The organism is Dyella ginsengisoli (assembly GCF_044904665.1).
GTDB classification, from domain to species: Bacteria; Pseudomonadota; Gammaproteobacteria; order Xanthomonadales; family Rhodanobacteraceae; genus Dyella_A; species Dyella_A ginsengisoli.
In genome coordinates, this window is sequence record NZ_JADIKM010000002.1 from 153,009 (window position 1) to 174,943 (window position 21,935).

Below are 21,935 nucleotides of genomic sequence, written 5' to 3' on the forward strand. Positions count from 1 at the left end.
GATCAGTCAGGGCTGGGGGTCGTACATGATGATGCTGATCCGCGCATGATCATCGAACTGGCGGTACTTCAGCCGACCGGAGAAGGTCGAAACCCTGTCTCGCACGGCCTCGATTCCCAGCCCGCTGGAGGAGAGCCGCAAGGCAAGCTCCGCGGAATGAAGGAGCCTTACATCACCCAGTCGGGATGCCGTAATTGACACCATCAGCCATCGGCGGCCCTGGTTCCCTCGCCCGGCTTTGAGAGCCAGCGATACTGAACTGACAGGGTGATCCTTGCAAAGATCGAAAATGGCGTCGCATACCAGTCGGTAGGCAGCGATGGAGAGGGTGTCGGAAATGCCGTCCAACCCTCTGTCCCGAATGCCGCACCAATAGTCGACGCCGCACTCAGACAACGCACGTGCAATTGAGCCCTGACGCAATGCTGCGGCCAAACCCTCGGAACGCCACACGACCGGATTCAGACTGTCGGCCAGCCGAAACAGTTGTTGCTGGGTAACCGCCACTTTCTTCCGGTAGTTCGTTTCATCCTGATCGGGCAGCAGGTGCTGAAGCCGGGTCAGAAGCTGGCCATAGGTGCCTTGGACTGCTTCGCGGACATGCTCCAGAGCCTCTGAGGTCTGGCGCAAATGCAACTCACCCAGATACATGTTCCTTTGGGCAAGCACCATCGCGCTACGGAGCTCCTGCTGCTCCTTTCGCCCGTTGTAGTCGAGCGATGCGATGCGTTCTCCAAGGAGCAGCATTGTCGTGATGGCGAAAGCGATGAATACCTGAGCCTGCATGGTGTCGGTGTCAGCGATTGCCGGCATCGTCACTACTACGCCGATACTCGCAAACGTTCCGCCTATGGCGGCACCATGCCATCCGTGCTTCAACGCCAGCCAGACAACGGGCAGGAACATTGCCATTCGAGCGCTTTGCCGCAGTCCCTCGCTGGACGCGAAATGCCCGACCATGGCCAGGGCAGCCAGGGAAGCAAGCACCACGCCGCCAGTACCGAGCAATCCCGTGTCGAACACAGATCGAATAGCCGTGCTTCCAGAGCGCCTGACCGACAGCTCGCGCAAGCTCAGAACAAGCGGGGCGATCGTTAGCACTCCAAGGAAATTACCGACAAACCAGCGCCCGAGAATGCTTGGATAAGCGAGAGCGGGAGCATTGGCCGGCAGCTTGGCAAGAGAGAGGACCGCCAGGTTGAAGAAGCTCCAGACAATCGCGGCCGCCAACGTGCACAAAAGAAGCGATCTGATATTTACCGAACCGTTCTTGGGCAGAACATCCAGGCGGGAGCGTCCCCACCAAACCAGCGGCATACCCAAAATGATGGGCGGAACGGCTGCAAGCGCGGACCACGCAAGTCCGTAGACCTCGATGCAACTGAAGCTTGTGTACGCGGCCGGACCCAGCTCACCGACCACCAAGGCTGGCCAATATTTGTACGGCGCAAGCAACAACGCGCAAAACCGCAGGCCAGCGAAAAGCACCCAGTGCGAGAACGAGACCTCGCGCAGCAGCATGAAGCCCAGCGCATATCCCAGCGCCACGGCGACGTGCTTCGACATCTCAACCCATCGACTTCCCTGCTTAGACATCGACTGCTTCCCCCTGCGCTGGATACTTCCCCTGTACATCCCCGGCAGACCGGCGGCGAGCTGCGCGCCGCACGTTAACCTTTTGATCATCGTATGCGTCGACTTCAAACACAAGCGGCCGGGGTCGGTCAATACAACGGTTTCCGGCCCTGGCTTACGCGCTCCGAAGTAGTGCCCAACGCCCACGAGCCCCCGGCATACCGCCTTTCCATTGTGCGGCGCCGCCGGAACCCGCGTTGCGATGGATTACTCGTTGTCAGCGATCCCCTACGGTTCCTGTGGATGGACGCTGAAGCCCGGGATCTCCGCGGGAAGGCTGAACCGTTAACGGCCGGAAGATCTCGCGACTTGAGCCTCCCCCTCACGGAAAGCCGGTCGGAGGCACCACAATAGCGCTCTCGACCTGTCAGCAACGCCCCATGCACAAGAAGCCCGTATTTTTCGACCCCACCGGCCGGCGGGCCAGTCGGCTGTCGCGAATGGGGCTGACCCTGGCGGTCATCAGCACCCTTTTCGTCATCGCCTTCGTACTGAGCCTGTTCGTGGGGCCGACCATGGAAGGCGTGCAACTGGGCCGACACGGCAAGGGCCTGCATGCCTTGAACGGCGTGAAGCTGGCGGCGCCGGCGCTGGCCAAACGGGCTGCGCAGCTGGCCGCCGAGGTGCGGGCCCACCACCACAATGTTCATCCCGGGCGCACGCATGGAGCGCTCCGCGCCGCGCCGCCGTCACTGGACAAGCCCGAGGGCCGCGCACTGGCAATCGGCTTCTACGTGAACTGGGACGACAGCAGCTATCCGTCCCTGAAGCGGGCCCTGCCGACGCTGGACTGGGTGGTGCCCAGCTGGATGAGCGTCAGCGGGCCTGACATGGCGCTCAAGACCAGTATCGACGCCAAGGCGCTGGAGCTGATCCGGCGCGAGAAGCCGTCCACCCCGATCCTGCCGTTGCTGCAGAACGCAGTGAACAGCCAATGGGATGGCCCGGGGCTGGCGAAGATGCTCGCCAATCCCGACCTGCGGCACGAGCGCATTGCACAGATCGTGGCCTTCCTCGACGCCAACCGGTTCCAGGGCGTTACCGTGGATTTCGAGGAGGTGCCCGACAGCGCGCAGGGCGACTTCAAGCAGTTCCTGGGCGAGTTGGCCGACGCCTTCGCGCCGCACGGTTGGGGCATCGTGCTGTCGGTGCCGTTCGACGACGAGGCGTGGGACTACGCCGGCTTCGCCAAGATCGTCGATTTCGAGTTGCTGATGGCCTACGACCAGCACTGGGCCGGCAAGGACGCCGGCAGCATCGCCGCGCAGGACTGGTTCGAGAGCACGCTCGACAAGCGCATGAAGGAACTGGACCCCGACCAGACCATCGTCGCCCTCGGCAGCTACGGCTACGACTGGGCACACGGTCAGAATGCCGAGGCAGTGACCTTCCAGGACGCCATGGACCGCGCCGCCGACGCGCAGGCCACGATCGACTTCGACGACGATACGCAGAACCCGCACTTTTCCTACAGCGAGGACAACGGCACCGTCCACGACCTGTGGTTCCTCGATGCCACCACCGCCTACAACCAGATCCACGATGCCGACGGCTACCAGCCTTACGGCTACGCAGTGTGGCGGCTGGGTTCGGAGGATCCGTCGATCTGGTCGGTGATCGGACGTCCCTACGGCGCCACCGCACCAGACGCCCTGCGCGAGATCGGCCAGGGACAGGACATCGACATCGAGGGCCAGGGAGAAATCCTGCAGATCGCCTCGAAGCCGCAAGCCGGCGCGCGCACCTTCACCATCGACAAGGACAGTGGCGAGATCGACGGCGAGCAATACACCGCGCTGCCCACCTCCTACGTGATCCAGCGCGTGGGCATCCAGCCGGGCAAGATCGCGCTCACCTTCGACGACGGCCCCGACCCGGACTGGACGCCGAAGATCCTCGACATCCTCAAGGCCAAGCACGTTCCGGCCACCTTCTTCATCATCGGCGAGAACGCCGAGGCGTCGCCACGGCTCGTCCAGCGCATGGTGGACGAAGGCCACGACGTGGGTAACCACACCTTCACCCATCCGAACCTGGGCGAGACCTCGCCGGGCATCACCGCGCTCGAGCTCAACGCCACCCAACGTTTGTTCGAGGCGCTCACCGGTCGCTCGATGCGGCTGTTCCGCGCGCCCTATTTCGGCGACGCCGAGCCCACCACGTCCGACGAGCTGGTACCGATCGAGCAGGCCCAGGCGATGGGCTACATCGCGGTGGGCCTGCACATCGATCCGGACGACTGGCAGCGCCCGCCGGTGGACAAGATCGTGCAGAGCGTGCTCGATCAGGTGCATCACCAGAGCCCGGACCGGCAGAGCCGCGTGGTGCTGCTGCACGACGGCGGCGGCAATCGCGCGAACACCGTCGCCGCGCTGCCGCAGATCATCGATGCGCTGCGCGCCGAGGGCTACGACTTCGTCACCGTCTCCGCGCTGGCCGGCCTCACCCGCGACCAGGGCATGCCGCCGCTCACCGTCGGCTCGCTGTCGCAGTGGGCGGACCGCTCGGTATTCCTAACCCTCGGCTGGTTCGGCCATTTCCTCAACGCGCTGTTTCTCACCGCGATCTGGCTGGGCGTGGCGCGATTGCTGCTGCTGGGCGGGCTGGGCCTGCTCAACTGGTATCGCGATCGCCGACGCGTGGCGCCGGTGCTGGACCATCCACCGCCGCTGGTGTCCGTGCTGATTCCAGCGTTCAACGAGGAAAAAGTCATCGCCAGCGCGATCGGCCGCATCCTCAAGAGCCGCTACGAGGCGCTGGAAGTCATCGTGGTCGACGATGGCTCTGCCGACGCCACGGCCGAAATCGTGCGCACGCAGTACGCCGATGATCCCCGCGTGCAGCTCATAAGCATTCCCAACGGCGGCAAGGCGAACGCGGTGAACACGGCGCTGCGCGCCTCGCGCGGACAGGTGATCGTGGCGCTCGATGCCGATACGCAGTTCGAACCGCACACCATCGCGCGGCTCGTGCGCTGGTTCGCCGATCCGGCGATCGGCGCCGTCGCCGGCAATGCCAAGGTGGGCAATCGCATCAACCTGATCACCGCGTGGCAGGCGCTGGAATACATCACCGCGCAGAACCTCGAACGCCGCGCACTCGCCGCGCTGGGCGCGATCACCGTGGTGCCGGGCGCGGTCGGCGCCTGGCGGCGCGAGGCGTTGGAGCAGCTCGGCGGCTTTCCCGGCGACACGCTGGCGGAAGACCAGGACCTCACCATCGCGATCCAGAAGGCCGGTTACCGGACCCTGTTCGATGCCGACGCCATTGCCTGGACCGAGGCGCCGGACACCGCCCGCGGCCTGGCGCGGCAGCGCTTCCGCTGGGCCTACGGCACGCTGCAGTGCCTGTGGAAACATCGCGACGCCACGTTCCGCCCGCGCTACGGCGCACTGGGCATGATCGCGCTGCCGCAGGTGTGGCTGTTCCAGATCGTGTTCTCGGTGGTATCGCCGCTGGTCGACCTGCTGCTGGTCTGGCAGATCATCGCCACAGGGCTGGACTACCTGCAGCACCGCGGCCAGTTCAACTCGCAAAACCTGCTGACCATGGCGGCGTTCTATGCGCTGTTCATGGCGGTCGACCTGGGTGCGGGCGTGCTGGCTTTCGCGATGGAGAAGCGCGAGCGCTGGAGCCTGCTGTGGTGGCTGGTGCTGCAGCGCTTCGGCTATCGGCAGCTGATGTACTACGTGGTGGTGCGCTCGGTGTCGACCGCCCTGCGCGGCCCGTCGGTCGGCTGGGGCCGGCAGGAGCGCAAGGCCACGGTGAACGCGACGCACGAGGACGACGCCACGGAGAGCGCCTCCGCACGCGCGAAGCAGGATCACGAGACGGTGCCCTGAGCGGCCTGCCCGACCAGCGCGCCGCGCATCCTCACGCGCACTCCAGCCCTGTCCCGGCATGATGCAAGCTCACGCGCGGCGTGATGTCGCCGCGCACTACAAGGAGGATGCATGGAGATCGGCATGATTGGCCTGGGCCGCATGGGCGGCAACATGGCGCAGCGGCTGCTGCAGCACGGCCATCGCGTGATCGGCTTCGACCCGGATGCCCATGCGCGCGAGGCGCTGGCCGCCCACGGTGCCGGCACCGCCACCACACTGGATGACCTGATTCGCCAGTTGCCCGCACCCCGCGCGCTGTGGCTGATGGTGCCGGCCGGCGAGATCACCGAGCAGACCATCGCTCAAGTGCGGCCACTGCTGGCGGCGGGCGACACGCTGATCGACGGCGGCAACGCGTTCTACAAGGACAGCATGCGCCGCGCCGAGACACTCGCCGGAGATGGCATCCACTACGTGGACTGCGGCACCAGCGGCGGGGTGTGGGGCCTGGCCGAGGGCTACAGCATGATGATCGGCGGCGACGAGGCCGCGGTGGAGCGGCTGCGTCCGATCTTCGAGGCGCTGGCGCCGGCGAAGGACAAGGGCTGGGGCCGCGTCGGCCCGGCCGGCGCCGGCCACTTCAGCAAGATGGTCCACAACGGCATCGAGTACGGACTGATGCAGGCCTATGCCGAGGGCTTCTCGATCCTCCAGCACAAGCGCGAGTTCGCGCTGGACCTGCACCAGGTCGCCGAGATCTGGCGCGAGGGCAGCGTGGTGCGCTCGTGGCTGCTCGATCTCACCGCCGACGCATTGGCGAAGAACCCGTCGATGGACGGCATCGCGCCCTTTGTCGCCGACTCCGGCGAAGGCCGCTGGACCGTGGCCGAGGCGATCGATCTGAATGTCGCCGCGCCGGTCATCTCGCTGTCGCTGCTCGAACGGCTGCGCTCGCGCGATGCCGACTCGTTCTCCGACAAGTTGCTGGCCGCCATGCGCAACCAGTTCGGCGGGCACGCCATCAAGCACGAATGAGCGGCGCGGCCAGACTGCGCGCGGCAACCACATCGCTCCCAGGGAGAACCGCATGAAACGCACCACCCGACGGGACGCGGGTACGGCGCCTGCGCCACGACGCACCACGGTCACGCTGGCCATCGACGTCGGCGGCAGCGGATTGAAGGCGGCCCTGCTCGATCAGGACGGTGCCATGCTGGGCGACCGCGTCCGCGTGCCCACGCCGGAGGGCGTATCACCCGAGGGCATGGTCGACGCGCTGGCCGCCCTGGTGGCGCCGCTGAGCGCGTTCGACCGGGTGTCGATCGGCTTTCCCGGGGTGGTTCGCCACGGGCGGGTGTTGACCGCACCGCATTTCGGCAACAAGCCGTGGCGGGATTTCCCCCTCGCCGAGGCGCTGGGCCGGCGTCTGGGCGGCAAGCCGGTGCGCCTGCTCAACGACGCCGACGTGCAGGGCTACGGAGTCGTCCGGGGCGAGGGGCTGGAGCTGGTGCTCACCCTGGGCACCGGGATGGGCTCGGCGCTGTTTCGCGACGGCATGTGCATGCCGCACATGGAGTTTGCGCAGTTTCCCTTCCGCAAGAAGAAGACCTTCAATCACTACGTCGGCAACGCGGCCAGGCACAAGGTCGGTGACAAGAAGTGGAACCGCCGGGTGGAAAAAACCATCGAGGCGTTCCGCACCCTGCTCCAGTTCGACCGCCTCTACCTGGGTGGCGGCAACGCCGCCAGGGTGACGCTGGCGCTGCCACCCGACGTCAGCATCGTGGACAACGCGGCCGGCCTGACCGGCGGCATCAAGCTGTGGCAGGACGCGGCGCCATGACGGCGGGAGAGTCCCGGCGCGGTCAGCCGCCGGCAGTCTCGGGCGGCACGTAGCTCAACTGGCCGTCCACCACGCGCGCGGGCGCCGTCATCGGGTGCGGCTTGGCGTGGCTGGCATCGGCGATGTGCAGTACCGTCCAGCCGCGCACGCACAGCAGGTCGGCGATCATCGAGCGATGGCAGCGCCACCATACCGCCTCGGCGCACATGATCGCAGTGCGCTGCGGCCCGGCGATTGCCAGCAGCTCGGCCAGGCCGTCGGCGAACTCCGCGCTGGCCATGTGATCGGCATAGCCCTGGAACGACGCGTTGCGCCAGCTCGTGTTGGGTGAGTGGGGCTGCACCTTGCGCCGCCCGCCCAGCTGCACAATCCATCGATAGGCGATCCCGTGCCTGGGCAAGCTGCGGGCCAGCGCCTCGCTGGAAAAATGCGGATACCGTCGTGAACCGGGAAAGCGCCGCACGTCGGCCACGGCGGTGATGCGCCAGTGCACCAGCAGCGCCACCAGCTCGTCCAGCGTGCGGGTGGAGTGGCCGATGGTCCAGACGGTTTTCGCATCCCCGGCGCCGGGCGCCACGGCAGGCATCGCTCAATCGATCCGATGCAGCGCACGGCCCTTGTGCAGGGCGACGTGGTCGGTGGTGTCGCTGGCAATCTCGTACTGCGGATCGTCGGGCGTGCAGCGATGGGTGTGGCCCTTGTAGTCCACGTCGCGCGTGTGCACCCTGGTGATGCGGCCACTGACGTGGCCGGCCTCGGAGTTCCAGCGGACGTGGTCACCCACGTGAAAGGCACGTTTCATGGCGTTCGCTCCGCAGGGCTACGGCAGGGCCGCCATTGAAACGCGCCGCCTCTGATCTACCCGTGAAGTCGCCGTGGCTACCCGCGCCTTCGAGCCGGCGCCCCGGCACAGCGGACCGAGGAAGCATGCGGAGGGAGCCAGACGACCCGCTCCGTCGAACTCAGCCGGTGACGCCGAACAGCATGCCCACGCCGGCGGTGATCGCCATCGCCAGCGCGCCCCAGAAGGTGATGCGCATGACCCCCACGCGAACCGGCGAGCCGCCCGTGCGCGCTGCCAGGCCACCCAGCACGGCGAGGAAGAGCAGCGAGGTGAGGAACACCGACCACAGCACCACCCCGGCCGGTGCCAGCGCCACCACGATCAACGGCAGCGCCGCGCCGATCGCGAAGCTCAGCGCCGAAGCGCCGGCCGCCTGCAGCGGACGCGCCTTGAGCGTGTCGGTGATGCCCAGCTCGTCGCGCATGTGCGCATCCAGCGCGTCGTGCGCCATCAGCTGTTCAGCCACCTGCTTCGCCAGCGCCGGATCGAGCCCGCGCCCGACGTAGATGGCGGCGAGCTCCTTGTGCTCGCCTTCCACGTCGGTCTCCAGCTCCTTGCGCTCGCGGGCCAGCTCGGCCGTCTCGCTGTCCGCCTGCGAGTGCACCGACACGTATTCACCCGCGGCCATCGACATCGCGCCCGCCACCAGGCCCGCCGTGCCGGCAATGAGAATGTTCTGCGAACTGGCATGCGCTGCCGCCACACCGAGCACCAGGCTGGCGGTGGAGACGATGCCGTCGTTGGCGCCGAGCACGGCGGCGCGGAGCCAGCCCATGCGGCCGGTCACGTGCCGCTCGTTGTGTCGATGATGCATGTGCGTTCCCCTCGTCGGTCTTGCGGCGGCGGATCAGTGCGACTGATCAGACCATGCGCCGCAGCGTGTTGTCCTTGCGGCCGAAGTGATGCCACAGCGCGGCCACGATATGCAGGCCGATCACGTAGTAGAAGACCTCGCCCACGGTGCCGTGGATGTCCTCCCACTGGTGCGCCAGCGCGCGGTCACCGGGTCCGAACAGCGCCGGCAGGAAGGTGACGCCGAACAGCGTCACCGGCTTGCCGGCGATCTGCAGCGTAATGATGCCCATGATCGGCTGGGCGATGAGAAACAGGTACAGCACCACGTGGGTGAGCTTGCTCAGCCGCCGGGTCCACGCATCCGGCGCGGGCTGGATCGGCGGATCCACGTGCGAGAGCCGCACCGCCAGTCGCGGCAGCACCAGCAGCAGCACCGCGATGCCTGCCAGGTAGTGCGCCGCCAGAATGTTCAGGCGCGGTGTGCTGCCGCGCGGAAACAGCTCGAACAGGTTGATGAATACGTACGCCAGCAGCACCAGCGCGAACACGATCCAGTGCAGCCAGCGCAACGACGCCGCATAGCGGCTGGGTGGATTGATCGGTGACATGGAAGGCTCCTTGGAAATCGCCGGTGCTCAGGGGGTGGCCAGCGCGCTGTCCACCATCTTATTCGCCTCGGCGATCAGCTCGCGCAAATGGTTCTCGTCACGGAAACTCTCGGCGTAGATCTTGTAGATCGCCTCGGTTCCCGAGGGGCGCGCGGCAAACCAGCCGGCCGCGGTCACCACCTTGATGCCGCCGATCGCCGCGCCGTTGCCCGGGGCCTTGTCCAGCACCGTGGTGATCGGGTCGCCGGCCAGCTCGGTGCCGTGCACCTGCGCGGGCGACAGCTTGCCGAGCCGCGCCTTCTGCTCGGTCGTGGCTGGCGCGTCGACGCGATCGGAATGCGGCGTGCCCAGCGCCGCGGTGATATCGGCGTAGCGCTCACCCGGATCGCGCCCCTCGCGCGCGGTCATCTCGGCGGCCAGCAGCGCCGGCACGATGCCGTCCTTGTCGGTGCTCCACACGTTGCCGTCCATGCGCAGCAGCGACGCACCCGCACTCTCCTCGCCGCCGAAGCCGAGCGAGCCGTCGAACAGGCCGTCGGCGAACCACTTGAAGCCTACCGGCACCTCATACAGCCGTCGGCCCAGCCGCACGCTCACGCGGTCGATCAGCGAACTGCTCACCACCGTCTTGCCCACCGCCGCGTCGGCGCGCCAGTGCGGCCGATGGCGGAACAGGTAGTCGATCAACGTGGCGAGATAGCTGTTGGGCTGCATCAGGCCGCAACTTTTCGCGACGATGCCGTGGCGGTCGTGATCGGTATCGCAGGCGAAGGCCACATCGAAGCGGTCCTTCATGGCGATCAGGCTGGCCATGGCGTACGGCGAGGACGGATCCATGCGGATCTTGCCGTCCCAGTCCACGCTCATGAAGGCGAACTGCGGATCGACCGTCTCGCGCACCACGGTGAGGTCGATCCGGTAGCGCTCGGCGATCGGCGCCCAGTAATGCACGCCGGAGCCGCCCAGCGGATCGACGCCGAGCCGGAGGCCGCCGGCGCGGATCAGGTCGAAATCGACGATGTTCGCCAGGTCGGACACGTAACTGGCGACGTAGTCGTGCTCGATCACCCGCGACGAGCGGCGCGCCTGCGCGTACGGCACGCGGCGCACCTCCCTGAGCCCGCCTTCCAGCAGCGCGTTGGCGCGATCCTGGATCCAGCGGGTGATGTCGGTGTCGGCCGGACCGCCGTTGGGCGGGTTGTACTTGTAGCCGCCGTCGGCCGGCGGATTGTGCGAGGGCGACAGCACGATGCCGTCGGCCAGGTGCTCCGTGCGGCCGCGGTTGTAGACGAGGATCGCGTGCGACAGCACCGGCGTGGGCGTGTACGGCGTGCCGGCCGAGATCATGCTGATAACGCCATTGGCGGCGAACACCTCCAGCGCATCCTCGAACGCGGGCGCCGACAGCGCATGCGTGTCGATCGCCACGAACAGCGGGCCGTCGATGCCCTTCATCGCACGGTAGTCGCAGATCCCCTGGCTGATCGCCAGCACGTGCGCCTTGTTGAAGCTGCGGCTCAGCGACGAGCCGCGATGGCCCGACGTGCCGAACGCCACGCGCTGCGCCGGCACCGACGGGTCGGGCGCCAGGTCGGCGTAGGCGGCGAGCAGCTGCGGAACGTCGACGAGGATCGACGCGGGCGCCGGCTTGCCGGCAAGAGGACTGATGGTGGGGCTCATGGTTTCTCGAAGAAGTTCACGGAATGCATCGGGTGCACGCAACCCATGCAGGAGCCGCCTTGGCGGCGATGCCTTTTCTCCAGCGAGCCAAGGGCATCGCCGCCGAGGCGGCTCCTACTGAGGGCGTCAACGCCCATCGCGCAGCGCGCGATAGCGGCGGATCAGCGCGTTGGTGGAGCTGTCGTGGCCGAGCTCGGGCTCCGCCTCGCTGGTGAGCTCGGCGGCGGTGCGCTTGGCCAGCACCTTGCCCAGCTCCACGCCCCACTGGTCGAACGAGTCGACGCCCCACACCACGCCCTGCACGAAGGTGGCGTGCTCGTACAGCGCCACCAGCGCACCGAGCACGTGCGGGGTGAGCCGCTGGGCGAGGATCGTGGTGCTCGGGCGGTTGCCCGGAAAGGTCTTGTGCGGCACCAGCGTCTCGGCCACGCCTTCGGCGCGCACTTCGTCGGCGGTCTTGCCGAAGGCCAGCGCCTCGCCCTGCGCCATAAGGTTGGCCATCAACAGGTCGTGCTGGTCGCTGCCGTCCGGCAGCGGCAGCGGTGCCAGTGGCTGACCAAAGCCGATGAAGTCGCAGGGAATCAACCGCGTGCCCTGGTGGATCAGCTGGTAGAAGGAATGCTGGCCGTTGGTGCCCGGCTCGCCCCAGTAGATCGCGCCGGTGGCGTAGTCCACGGCGCGCCCGTCCAGCGTCACGCGCTTGCCGTTGCTCTCCATGGTCAGCTGCTGCAGGTAGGCGGGGAAGCGCTTGAGGTACTGCTCATAGGGCAGCACGGCCACCGTCTCGGCACCGAGGAAGTTGGTGTTCCAGATACCGATCAGCCCCATCAGCGCCGGCAGGTTGCGCTCCAGCGGCGCACTGCGGAAATGCTCGTCCATCGCGTGGAAGCCGGCGAGCAGGTCGCCGAAGCCGGCCGGCCCGATCGCCAGCATGGTCGACAGGCCGATCGCCGAGTCCATCGAATAGCGCCCGCCGACCCAGTCCCAGAAGCCGAACATGTTGGCGGTGTCGATGCCGAACTTCGCCACTTCCTTCTCGTTGGTGGACACCGCGACAAAGTGCCGGGCCACCGCCGCCTCGTCCTGCAGCGCGGCCAGGCACCAGGCCCGCGCGGCCTGCGCGTTGGCCAGCGTCTCCAGCGTGGTGAAGGTCTTGGAGCAGACGATGAACAGCGTCTCGGCCGGGTCCAGATCGCGCGTGGCCTCGACGAAGTCGATGCCGTCCACGTTGGAGACGAAGCGGAACGTGAGCTCGCGCTGGCTGTAGTGGCGCAGCGCCTCGTAGGCCATCACCGGGCCCAGGTCAGAGCCGCCGATGCCGATGTTGACCACGTTGCGGATGCGCTTGCCGGTATGGCCCAGCCACGCACCGCCACGCAGCTTGTCGGCGAAGGCGGCCATGCGCTCAAGCACCGCGTGTACGGCGGGGATCACGTTCTCGCCGTCGACCGTCACCTTGGCATGGGCCGGGGCGCGCAGCGCGGTGTGCAGCACGGCGCGGTCTTCGGTGACGTTGATCTTCCTGCCGTCGAACATGGCCGCGATGCGCGCTTCCAGGCCGCAGGCTGCGGCCACCTCGTGCAGCAGGTGCAGCGTCTCGTCATCGACGCGCTGCTTGGAGTAATCCACGTACAGCCCTGCTGCCTCGGCGGTGAGGCGCTCGCCGCGGGCGGGGTCGGCGGCAAACAGTTCGCGCAGGTGGCGCTCGCCGCTGCGCTCGTGGTGGGCGCGCAGCGCCTGCCATTGCGGGAGCCGGGTCAGATCGGGAGTCGGGGAGGAGGTCACGGGGCGTTCCGTCGTCGTGGGAGGGAGACCGGCGTGGTGCCTGAAAGGCATGCCACTGGCACCTGGCCGTCTAGATTAACGCCAAGCACGCGCCATCGCGGCGTCCGGTCCGCGGATGATCCGGATGGCGCGCGCACGGAACGTCAAGGCATCAGGGCACGATCTCGATGCGGTGCTCGCCGCCGTCGTCGACCAGCGCCACCACCTGGCCTTCGATCGGCACGCCGTTGACGAGGATGCGCGGTGCCGTACCCGCCGCGTCACCCGGCCGCACGATGATGCGGTAGTCGGTTTCGCGATGCCGATAGGCCAGCTCGTAACCACTCCAGCCCGGCGGCAGCACCGGCGTCACGCGCAGGGTCTCGCCCTCGATCCGCAGGCCCAGCAGCGACTCGACGATCAGCCGGTACATCCAGCCGGCCGAGCCGGTGTACCAGCTCCACCCGCCGCGGCCCTGGTGCGGCGGCACGCCGTAGACGTCGGCAGCGACCACGTAGGGCTCGACCTTGTATACCTCGATGTCGCCCGCGCCGCTGCCGTGGTTGACCGGGTTGATCATGCCCAGCAGCTCCCACGCGCGGGCGCCGTCGCCCAGCGCGGCGAAGGCCATCGTGGCCCACACCGCGGCGTGCGTGTACTGGCCGCCGTTCTCGCGCACGCCGGGCACGTAGCCCTTGATGTAGCCAGGGTCGAGCGCGGAGCGATCGAACGGCGGCTCCAGCAGCTGGATCAGCCCCGCACGCCGCTTCACCAGGTGCGTATCGAGCGACTCCATCGCCCGCCGCCGGCGCGCGTCCGGCGCCGCGCCGGAGAGCACCGACCAGCTCTGCGCGATCGAATCGATGCGGCATTCGAGGTTGGCGCTGGAACCCAGCGGCGTGCCGTCGTCGAAATAGGCGCGGCGATACCAGGCGCCGTCCCAGCCGTGCGCTTCCAGCGACGCGCGCAGGGCGATCGCCTCGCTCTCGCACTGTTCGGCGAACGGGCCGTCGCCGTGCCGGCGCGCGGTAACGGCGAAGCGCTGTAGCACCTCGTACAGGAAGAAGCCCAGCCACACGCTTTCGCCCCGTCCCTGTTCGCCCACAAGGTTCATCCCGTCGTTCCAGTCGCCGGTGCCGATCAGCGGCAGTCCGTGCGGGCCGCGCGCGCGACTGTGAACGATCGCGCGCGCACAGTGCTCGTACAGCGTGGCCGACTGCTCCGAGCGGGTGGGCAGGTCGTAGTACGACTCTTCCTCGCGCTTCACCAGGCGACCTTCGACAAAGTTGACGCGCTCGTCGAGCACGCCGGTGTCGGCGGTGGTGTGCACGTAGTGGCTGGTGGCGAGCGCCAGCCACAGATAGTCGTCCGAGCAGTGCGTGCGCACGCCGCGATCGGTGGGCGGATGCCACCAGTGCTGCACGTCCCCCTCGACGAACTGGTGCGCCGCGCTGAGCAGCAGGTGCTGGCGCGCGCTGTACGGGCTGGCGTGGATCATCGCCATGGTGTCCTGCAGCTGGTCGCGGAAACCGAACGCGCCGCCGGACTGGTAGTAGCCGCTGCGCGCCCAGAAGCGCGAGGCGATCACCTGGTACATCAGCCAGCCGTTGGCGAGCACGTCCACCGCCGGATCGGGCGTGCGCACCTGTACCTTGCCCAGCGTCCAGTGCCAGTGCATGCGCACCTCGTCGAGCGCCGCGGCAGCCGCGGCCGAACCTCGGAAGCGCTGCACCAGGTCGCTGGCGCCCGCCTCGTCGTGCGCGGCGCCGAGGCGGAACACCACCTCGCGCGTCTCGCCCGGCGCCAGCTCGAACGGCACCTGGATCGCGCCACAGGGGTCCAGCCCCGGGCCGAGCCGGCCGGACAAGCCGCTGCGCCCCATCGCCGCCGGCGCGCGCATGTTGCCGTTGCGGCCCAGGAACTCGCGGCGATCGCCGGTGACGCTGCGCGCGCCGCCGTCGACGTCGAAGAAACCCACCCGGCCGCCGAAATCCATGTGGTAGGCGTTGCGTGCGAACAGCGCGCCGGTGGTCGGATCGGACTCGGTCACCACGTGCATCGCCGACTTGGCGCGCAGGTCGCCCAGTACCCATTCCACGTAACCGGTGGCCGACAGCCGGCGCGGCTGGCGGGTGGTGTTGCGCAGGCGCAGCACCGAGAACTTCACCGGCGCGTGCAGCGCCACGTACACCCACAGCTCCGATTCGATGCCGTCCTCGACGTGCTCGAACACCGAATAGCCGAAGCCGTGGCGCGTGACGTAGCGGCCGGTGCCGCGCCGCGGCAGCGGCGTGGGCGACCAGCAGTGACCGCTCTCCTCGTCGCGCAGATAGATGGCCTCGCCGCTGGCGTCGGTCACCGGATCGTTGTGCCACGGCGTGAGGCGGAACTCGTGCGCGTTCTCGCTCCAGGTGCAGGCGCCGCCGCTCTCGGAGATCACGCAGCCGAAGCCCGGGTTGGCCAGCACGTTGCACCACGGCGCGGGCGTGGGGCGGCCCGGGTGCAGCACGATCACGTATTCGCTGCCGTCCGCGCTGAAGCCGCCATAGGCGTTGGCCAGCTGCAGCGTGGCCAGCTGCGGATCGATCGCGGCGTCCGCTGCGACCGACTCGGGCACGTGGATGCGGGTGGGGTCGAAGCGCGGCAGCGGCGGCTCCATCCGGCGGCGCGCCAGCTGCTCGGTCAGCGAGCCGCGGGTATCGCTGAGCACCACGCGCGCCACCGAGCGCACCAGTACGCGATCCTCCACCGACAGCTGCTGGGCGGGGCGCACGAAGATGCCGCCGGGGCGATCGATCAGGCTCGCCTCGGTGCCCGAGGCAATCAGCCCCATGATGAGATCCTGTAGCTGTTGGCGATAGCCGGCCTGGTCCTCGTTCCAGATCACCAGGTCCACCGCCAGGCCCTTGAGCCGCCAGTACGCGTGCGCCTGCACCAGCTGGCGCACCAGCTCGATGTTGCTCGGGTCGGACATGCGCAACAGCACGATCGGCAGGTCGCCGGAGATCGCCTGACCCCACAGCCCGGACTGCCCACGCCGGTTCGCCTGCAGCACGCCCGGCTCGGCGCGCAGCGAGGTGTTGGCATAGATGATCGACGCGGCCATGCGCTCGTACAGCCGCGCGTCGCCCGGACCCGCGTTGAGCTGCTGCAGCAAGACCTGGCTGTGCGTCCAGGCCAGGTCGAACACGCGATCGGCGATATGGCGGTCGCGGTACTTCTCCGCCAGATGCCGGCAGGCCTCGTCGCTGTCGGCCACGCCGGTGACGATGTCGATGGTGGCCGACTGCTCCGGTGCCAGCGTGATGCGGCAGCGGATCGCCACGATGGGATCGAGCACCGAGCCCACGCTGTTGCCCAGTTGCGCCTGCAGCCGGTCGCTCAGCGCCCTGGGCCGGGCCAGGCTGCGGCCGCGGCCGATGAAGGCGGCGCGGTCGGTCTCGTACGACAGCGACTCCACCCGCGCGTCGTGCACCGCCATCAGGTGGCACATCCACGGCACCGCCTCCGTGGCCGAACGCGGCCGGCGCGTGCAGATCAGTGCCTGCGCCGCGGGCAGCCAGGCGGTCTGCACGAACAGGTTGCTGAAGGCCGGGTGCGCCGCGTCGGCCGCCGCTGGCGCAATCACCACCTCGGCATAGGTGGTGATCTCGATGGTGCGCGCGGTGCGGCCGCGGTTGGTCAGGCGCACGCGACGCAGCTCGATGTCGTCCTCGGGCGAGACGACGATCTCGGTGTGCGCGTCGTAGTCGCGCTCGCGCACGCGGAACTCGGCGCGCGCATCGGAGAAGATCGCCTCGAAATGCTCCGGCTGGTGCAACGTGGGCTGGTGCGCAGTGGACCAGAACGCGCCGGTTTCCACATCGCGCAGGTAGCAGAACTGGCCCCAGTGGTCGCTGCTGATGTCCTCGTGCCAGCGCGTCACCGCCAGGTCGCGCAGGCGGCTGTAGCCACCGCCACCGCTGCTCACCATCACGTGGTAGCGGCCATTGGAGAGCAGCTGCACGGCCGGGCGCGGCATGTCCGGATCGGTGAACACGCGCAGCGTGCCTTCGGCTGTGGCGGCGTCCACCGGCTGGATCGGGAAGCCGGTCGCATGGCGGTATTCGGCCGCCGTCTCCGGCACGCGCTCCTGCAGCAGCAGCGCGCCGGCGCGGAACTGCGGATCGGCCTCGAAACGCTTCTGCATCGGCTGGTCCAGCAGCGCGTGGGCCAGCGACAGCAGGCTCATGCCCTGGTGATGCGCCATGAACGAACGCACCACCACGGCGCTCTGCCCGTGCGGCAGGCGCGCGGGGGTGTAGTCGATCGCCTCGTAGAAACCGAAGCGGCCCAGGCGATCCTCCTGCGCCAGTCGTTCGAGGTTGGCGCAGGCCGCGGCGGGCGCCACCATCATCGCCATGGTGCTGGCGTAGGGCGCCACCACCACGTCGTCGCCCAGCCCGCGCTTGAGGCCCAGCCCGGGCACGCCGAACGCGCGGTACTGGTAGTTGAGCTGCACGTCGACCGTGTTGTAGCCCGACTCGGACACGCCCCACGGCACGCCCAGCTGCTGGCCGTACTCGATCTGACGGGCCACCGCGGCATGGCAGGTCTCGTCCAGCAGCGTGCCCTCGATACTGGGCATCACCAGCATCGGCATCAGGTACTCGAACATCGAGCCGGTCCACGACAGCAGCACCGGGCGACCGCGCGTGGTGGTGGTGAGCAGGCGGCCCAGCGTGAACCAGCCCTCCTGCGGCAACTGGCCCTGGACGATCGCCACGTAGTTGGCCAGCCGCGCCTCGGAGGCGAGCAGGTCGTAGAAGCCGGCATCCAGGCGGCGCTCGTCGACGTTGTAGCCGATGCTGAGCAGGTCGCGCCGGCGGTCGTAGAGAAAGCTGAAATCCATCACCGCCATGTCGCCGGCGAGGCGGGCCAGCTGGCCCAGCTCGCCGACGCGCGCGCAGGCGCGATCGGCCACGCAGTCGGTTCCCGGAGCCATCGGCGCCGCGTACGTTGCAAGCTGCCGCAGCGTGGGCATGCCGTCGGCCAGCGGGCTGTCCGCCAGATAGTCCAGCTCGCCGAACACGTCGCGTACCTGCTCCACCAGCCGGCCGTACCAGAGTGCGGCCTCGTCGCGCACATCGTCGGCCGGGACGTGCGTGCGCATGGCGAGGACGCCGGCATGGATCGGACGCACCGCATCGCGGGCCTGCACCAGCGTGCGGGGTGGCGCGTCGCGCGCCTCGTCCAGCCGCTGCAGCAGCTCGCCACAGGCGGCGACCAGGAAGTCGTCGTCAGGCCTCGCGCCGGCCAGCAGGTCGAGGGTGTCGGCGAGACCATCGAGCAGGCGCGGATGGAACACCGGCGCGTCGATCAGGGCGAGCAGTCCGGGGCGCAGGGTCAGCAGGTGGCCGGCCAGGTTGCCGCTGTCCACGCTCGACACGTACTGCGGCGCCAGCGGCTGCAGCGACACGGTGTCGTACCAGTTGAAGAAATGCCCGCGGTAGCGCGCCAGCCCCTGCATGGTGTGCAGCGTGTCGGCGGTGCGCTGGATCAACCGACCGGCGGTGATGTAGCCAAAATCGTAGGCGGCCAGGTTGGACAGCAGCGCCAGCCCGATGTTGGTCGGCGAGGTGCGATGGGCGATCGCCTCGGTCGGATGCTCCTGCATGTTGTCCGGCGGCAGCGCGTTGTCGTGGCTGCCCACGTGCACCTCGAAGAAGCCCCAGATGCGCCGCGCCAGCATGCGCAGGAAACGCTGCTGGGTGGCGGTGGGCGCGAACACCTCGCGCCGACGCGGCCGGCCGGAGAACCACACCAGCCCCGGCGCCAGCGCCCACAGCGCAAGCAACGGCACGGCCACCGGCAGCGCCGGCAGGCGCAGCACGGCCAGCGCCACCGCCGCGGCGATCGCCAGCGCAGGATTGATCCACATCCGGCGCAGCACCTGCGCCAGCGGGCCGCGCGGATCGTGCGTGCAGTCGCGCGACGCCCGCCACTGCAGCAGGCGGCGCCGGCTCACGCCCATCCGCCACAGGCTGCGCATCACCGCATCGAGGCTGTAGAGCGCCTCGTGCGGCAGCGTCATCACCCAGAATCCCGCGCGCATGCCCTGCGCAACCCCCGCGCGCGCGACCACCCGCAGGTGCGGCCGCCACTGCACGTCCGGCGATTTCTGCACCAGCACCAGCATGGTGCCCAGCACCGGCATCAGCACCACCAGGCCGAGGATGGCGGCCGTCCACGACACCACCTGCGCCACGCCCAGCCAGCCCACCAGCAACAGCAGCACGAAGGCCGCCGGCACGAGGCTGCGGCGCAGGTTGTCGAGGATCTTCCAGCGCGACAGCGCCGACAGCGGGTTGTGCTGCCAGCCGTGCGGCCCGGGCGCGCGCGGCAACAGCCACGGCAGGATCTGCCAGTCGCCGCGGATCCAGCGATGCCGCCGCTGGCAGTCGGCCAGGTAGCCCGACGGATACGGCTCGTACAGCTGCACGTCGGAGAGCAGGCCGGAGCGTGCGAAGGCGCCCTCGATCAGGTCGTGGCTGAGGATGGCGTTGTCGGGAAAACGGCGTTCCAGCGCCAGGCGGAACGCATCGACGTGATAGATGCCCTTGCCGATGAACGAGCCTTCGCCGAACAGGTCCTGGTAGACGTCCGACACCATGCGCGTATACGGATCGATGCCGGCCTCGCTGCCGAACAGCTGTGCATAGCGCGAACGCGCGGCGCTGGGCAGGCTCACCCCCACCCGCGGCTGCAGGATGCCGTAGCCGCGCACCACGCGACCGCGCGCGGCGTCGTACACCGGGCGATTGAGCGGATGGGCCATGGCGCTGGCGAAGCGACGCGCCGCGTCGCGCGGCAGCTCGGTATCCGAATCCAGCGTGATCACGTAGGCGATGCCGTGCAGCGCGGCCAGCTCGCCGACGATCAGCGAAAACGGCTCGCGTCCGCCGCCGCGCAACAGGGCGTTGAGGTCGGCCAACTTGCCGCGCTTGCGCTCGCGGCCCATCCACAGGCGATCGGGTGCGTGGTAGACGCGCGGCCGGTGGAACAGAAAGAACCGCTCGCCGGTGCCGCCGGCGTAGGTCGTGTTGAGCGCCTCGATGCGCGCCTTGGCCCGCGCCAGCAACGCGGCGTCCTGTGGCGTGGTTTCGGTGGCCGCGTCGATGAAATCGCTGAGCAGGCCGAAGTGCAGGTTGGGATCGCGATTGGCCAGGTAACGCACTTCCAGCGCATCGACCAGCTCGTCGACGTCATGCAGGCTGCCAAACAAGGTGGGGATCACCACCAGCGTGCGCGCATGGTCCGGCAGGCCTTCGGAGAAATCCATCCGCGGCAGCAGCGCCGGCAGCGCGAACACGGTCACCAGCCAGTTCACCAGCCCGGTGGCCAGCTGGCTCACCACCAGCAGCGCGGGCAGCGCCAGCAGCAGCAGCGCCCACAGCGGTGCATGGTTCTGCGCCATGGCCTCCAGCAGCGGCTCGGCCATCAGCACGGTCAGCAACGCGATCAAGCCGAGATAGGCCGGCAGCGGCGCGTGCGCCACACGCCGGCCGAACCGCGCCAGCGGACCGGAGCGCAGCTTCACCACCCGTTCGAGCTCGGCGCGTCCGTCGTCGACGAGGTAGTAGCCCACGTGCGCCTCGATGCCAGGCGCCGCATCCACCGCCGCGGCGCGATGCGCCAGCGCCAGCGCGCTCTGCGCCACGTCCGGCTCGGAGCGCCCGCTGCGCCGCGCCAGGCGTTCGATCACATGGCGATAGTGATCGCGGGTGGCGAAATCCATCTCCGCGTGGATGCCGGCCGGGTCGCTGCGCAGCAGATGCTCCACCACGCTCAGCCGCTCGACGAAGGCGTGCCAGTCCACCGCCGCCAGATGACGCAGGCTGCCGATGCTGTTGCCGATCGACACCTGGTCGGCGGCCTGCTGCTGCGCCTCGATCTGCACCTGGTGCTCGACGCTGGACCCGCTCTCGGCGAGCCGTTGCTCCAGCCAGCTCAGCGGCATCGCCAGGCCCGGCCCCTGCCCCTGCAGCCGCCGCGCCAGCTCGGCGACGAACGCGCTGGCCATCGGCGGGTTGGAGCGCGCCATGTCGGCCACGCCGATCACCACGCTCTTGGGATCGTGCTCGGCGATCTCGGTGATGGTGTCGGCCCACTGGCAGGCCAGCTCGCGGTAGTTGCCGTCGGCGATCACCCGCGCGGCCACACGGCGCAGGTTCTCGATCAGCGCCAGCCGCAGCATGATCGGAATCGCCCACAGCTCGCCCAGCGTGAGCGGCTGGATGCCCTGGTAGGCGGTGATGAAGCGGCCGAGGCTGTCGTCGTCCACGCGGCCGTCGCCATGCAGGATGATTTCCAGCGCCAGCTCGTACACGCGCGGCCAGCCCTCGTCGCCGCTGTCGGCCAGGCGGGGCAGTTCGCGGTTGTAGCCCCTGGGCAGATGCCGCTGCGCCGTGCGGATCTGCTCTTCCACCAGATAGTAGTTGTCCAGCAGCCACTCGCCGGCCGGCGACACGCGGCGATTGGCCTGCGCGGCGGCGGTGAGTGACCCGCAGGCCTCGGCCAGTACGCGGTCGTTGTCGTCGAGCCGGCGCAGCAGGCGGTCGGAGGTGGAACGTGGGCTCAAGCGGTGACGGCGCGCCAGCAGCACGCCGTGCAACTCCATCTGCTCGGCACTGAACAGCTCGCCGCGCAGCGTGGGCTCCTCGCTTTCATGGCCTGCCGGCGACCCGTCGCGGCCCAGGATCGCGCTGATGCGTACCGGCGGGTGGAAGGTCGATCGGTGCTGGATCTTCAAGACGCGCGGCTCCCTTGGCGGACAGGCTGTCGGGCGTCGTCGCGGCGGAGCGCGGGGCGTTGGCAGTCGTGGCGCGGACGGCGGCCTGCGGGGAAAGCGGCCATCCACCGGGCATGGATACGCCCTGCCGCGTGAAATCCGGGTTCCGGCC

Annotated in this window: 11 protein-coding genes; 3 read left to right on the forward strand and 8 right to left on the reverse strand. The window is 68.7% G+C overall.

Going from position 1 to position 21,935, the window contains the following annotated elements:
* Positions 1 to 6: 6 nt before the first annotated feature.
* Positions 7 to 1,566 carry an MASE1 domain-containing protein gene (locus ISP17_RS07715; RefSeq protein WP_404631755.1) on the reverse strand — a complete coding sequence of 520 codons (1,560 nt, stop codon included), beginning with the start codon at positions 1,564 to 1,566 and terminating at the stop codon, positions 7 to 9.
* A gap of 449 nt (positions 1,567 to 2,015) precedes the next feature.
* On the opposite strand from ISP17_RS07715, the gene ISP17_RS07720 reads away from it, so the two are divergent.
* From ISP17_RS07720 to ISP17_RS07730, 3 genes are all read left to right on the forward strand, one after another.
* A complete protein-coding gene (locus ISP17_RS07720; RefSeq protein WP_404631756.1) occupies positions 2,016 to 5,477 on the forward strand; it encodes a glycosyltransferase in 3,462 nt (1,153 codons plus the stop codon).
* Positions 5,478 to 5,588: 111 nt separating this feature from the next.
* Positions 5,589 to 6,494, forward strand: a complete 906-nt coding sequence (gene gnd / locus ISP17_RS07725) for a phosphogluconate dehydrogenase (NAD(+)-dependent, decarboxylating) (RefSeq protein WP_404631757.1) — start codon at positions 5,589 to 5,591, stop codon at positions 6,492 to 6,494.
* 52 nt (positions 6,495 to 6,546) lie between these two features.
* Positions 6,547 to 7,302 (forward strand): ROK family protein, encoded by a 756-nt coding sequence (locus ISP17_RS07730; protein WP_404631758.1) that lies wholly within the window; start codon positions 6,547 to 6,549, stop codon positions 7,300 to 7,302.
* A 22-nt stretch (positions 7,303 to 7,324) separates the two neighbouring features.
* Here ISP17_RS07730 and ISP17_RS07735 read toward each other — a convergent pair whose 3' ends face one another.
* From ISP17_RS07735 to ISP17_RS07765, 7 genes are all read right to left on the reverse strand, one after another.
* Positions 7,325 to 7,888: a DUF488 domain-containing protein gene (locus ISP17_RS07735; RefSeq protein ID WP_404631759.1), complete on the reverse strand. Its 564-nt coding sequence runs from the start codon at positions 7,886 to 7,888 to the stop codon at positions 7,325 to 7,327.
* A 3-nt stretch (positions 7,889 to 7,891) separates the two neighbouring features.
* Positions 7,892 to 8,104: a hypervirulence associated TUDOR domain-containing protein gene (locus ISP17_RS07740; protein ID WP_404631761.1), complete on the reverse strand. Its 213-nt coding sequence runs from the start codon at positions 8,102 to 8,104 to the stop codon at positions 7,892 to 7,894.
* A 160-nt stretch (positions 8,105 to 8,264) separates the two neighbouring features.
* The gene (locus tag ISP17_RS07745) at positions 8,265 to 8,960 is read right to left on the reverse strand and encodes a VIT1/CCC1 transporter family protein (RefSeq protein WP_404631763.1); all 696 of its coding nucleotides are present in this window, start codon (positions 8,958 to 8,960) and stop codon (positions 8,265 to 8,267) included.
* Between the two features lie 46 nt (positions 8,961 to 9,006).
* On the reverse strand, positions 9,007 to 9,549 hold the full coding sequence (locus tag ISP17_RS07750; protein WP_404631765.1) for a cytochrome b: 543 nt from the start codon (positions 9,547 to 9,549) through the stop codon (positions 9,007 to 9,009).
* Between the two features lie 27 nt (positions 9,550 to 9,576).
* Positions 9,577 to 11,229 (reverse strand): phosphoglucomutase (alpha-D-glucose-1,6-bisphosphate-dependent), encoded by a 1,653-nt coding sequence (gene pgm, locus ISP17_RS07755; protein WP_404631767.1) that lies wholly within the window; start codon positions 11,227 to 11,229, stop codon positions 9,577 to 9,579.
* A gap of 126 nt (positions 11,230 to 11,355) precedes the next feature.
* On the reverse strand, positions 11,356 to 13,014 hold the full coding sequence (gene pgi, locus ISP17_RS07760; protein WP_404631769.1) for a glucose-6-phosphate isomerase: 1,659 nt from the start codon (positions 13,012 to 13,014) through the stop codon (positions 11,356 to 11,358).
* A 151-nt stretch (positions 13,015 to 13,165) separates the two neighbouring features.
* Positions 13,166 to 21,784, reverse strand: a complete 8,619-nt coding sequence (locus ISP17_RS07765) for a GH36-type glycosyl hydrolase domain-containing protein (protein WP_449757870.1) — start codon at positions 21,782 to 21,784, stop codon at positions 13,166 to 13,168.
* Between the last annotated feature and the right edge of the window lie 151 nt (positions 21,785 to 21,935).

Bases quoted from the DNA above. Each gene is read 5' to 3' on its own strand.
- ISP17_RS07715 (WP_404631755.1), bottom strand. From the start codon at position 1,566: ATGTCGAAGCACGTCGCCGTGGCGCTGGGATATGCGCTGGGCTTCATG.
- ISP17_RS07720 (WP_404631756.1), top strand. From the start codon at position 2,016: ATGCACAAGAAGCCCGTATTTTTCGACCCCACCGGCCGGCGGGCCAGT.
- gnd (WP_404631757.1), top strand. From the start codon at position 5,589: ATGGAGATCGGCATGATTGGCCTGGGCCGCATGGGCGGCAACATGGCG.
- ISP17_RS07730 (WP_404631758.1), top strand. From the start codon at position 6,547: ATGAAACGCACCACCCGACGGGACGCGGGTACGGCGCCTGCGCCACGA.
- ISP17_RS07735 (WP_404631759.1), bottom strand. From the start codon at position 7,888: ATGCCTGCCGTGGCGCCCGGCGCCGGGGATGCGAAAACCGTCTGGACC.
- ISP17_RS07740 (WP_404631761.1), bottom strand. From the start codon at position 8,104: ATGAAACGTGCCTTTCACGTGGGTGACCACGTCCGCTGGAACTCCGAG.
- ISP17_RS07745 (WP_404631763.1), bottom strand. From the start codon at position 8,960: ATGCATCATCGACACAACGAGCGGCACGTGACCGGCCGCATGGGCTGG.
- ISP17_RS07750 (WP_404631765.1), bottom strand. From the start codon at position 9,549: ATGTCACCGATCAATCCACCCAGCCGCTATGCGGCGTCGTTGCGCTGG.
- pgm (WP_404631767.1), bottom strand. From the start codon at position 11,229: ATGAGCCCCACCATCAGTCCTCTTGCCGGCAAGCCGGCGCCCGCGTCG.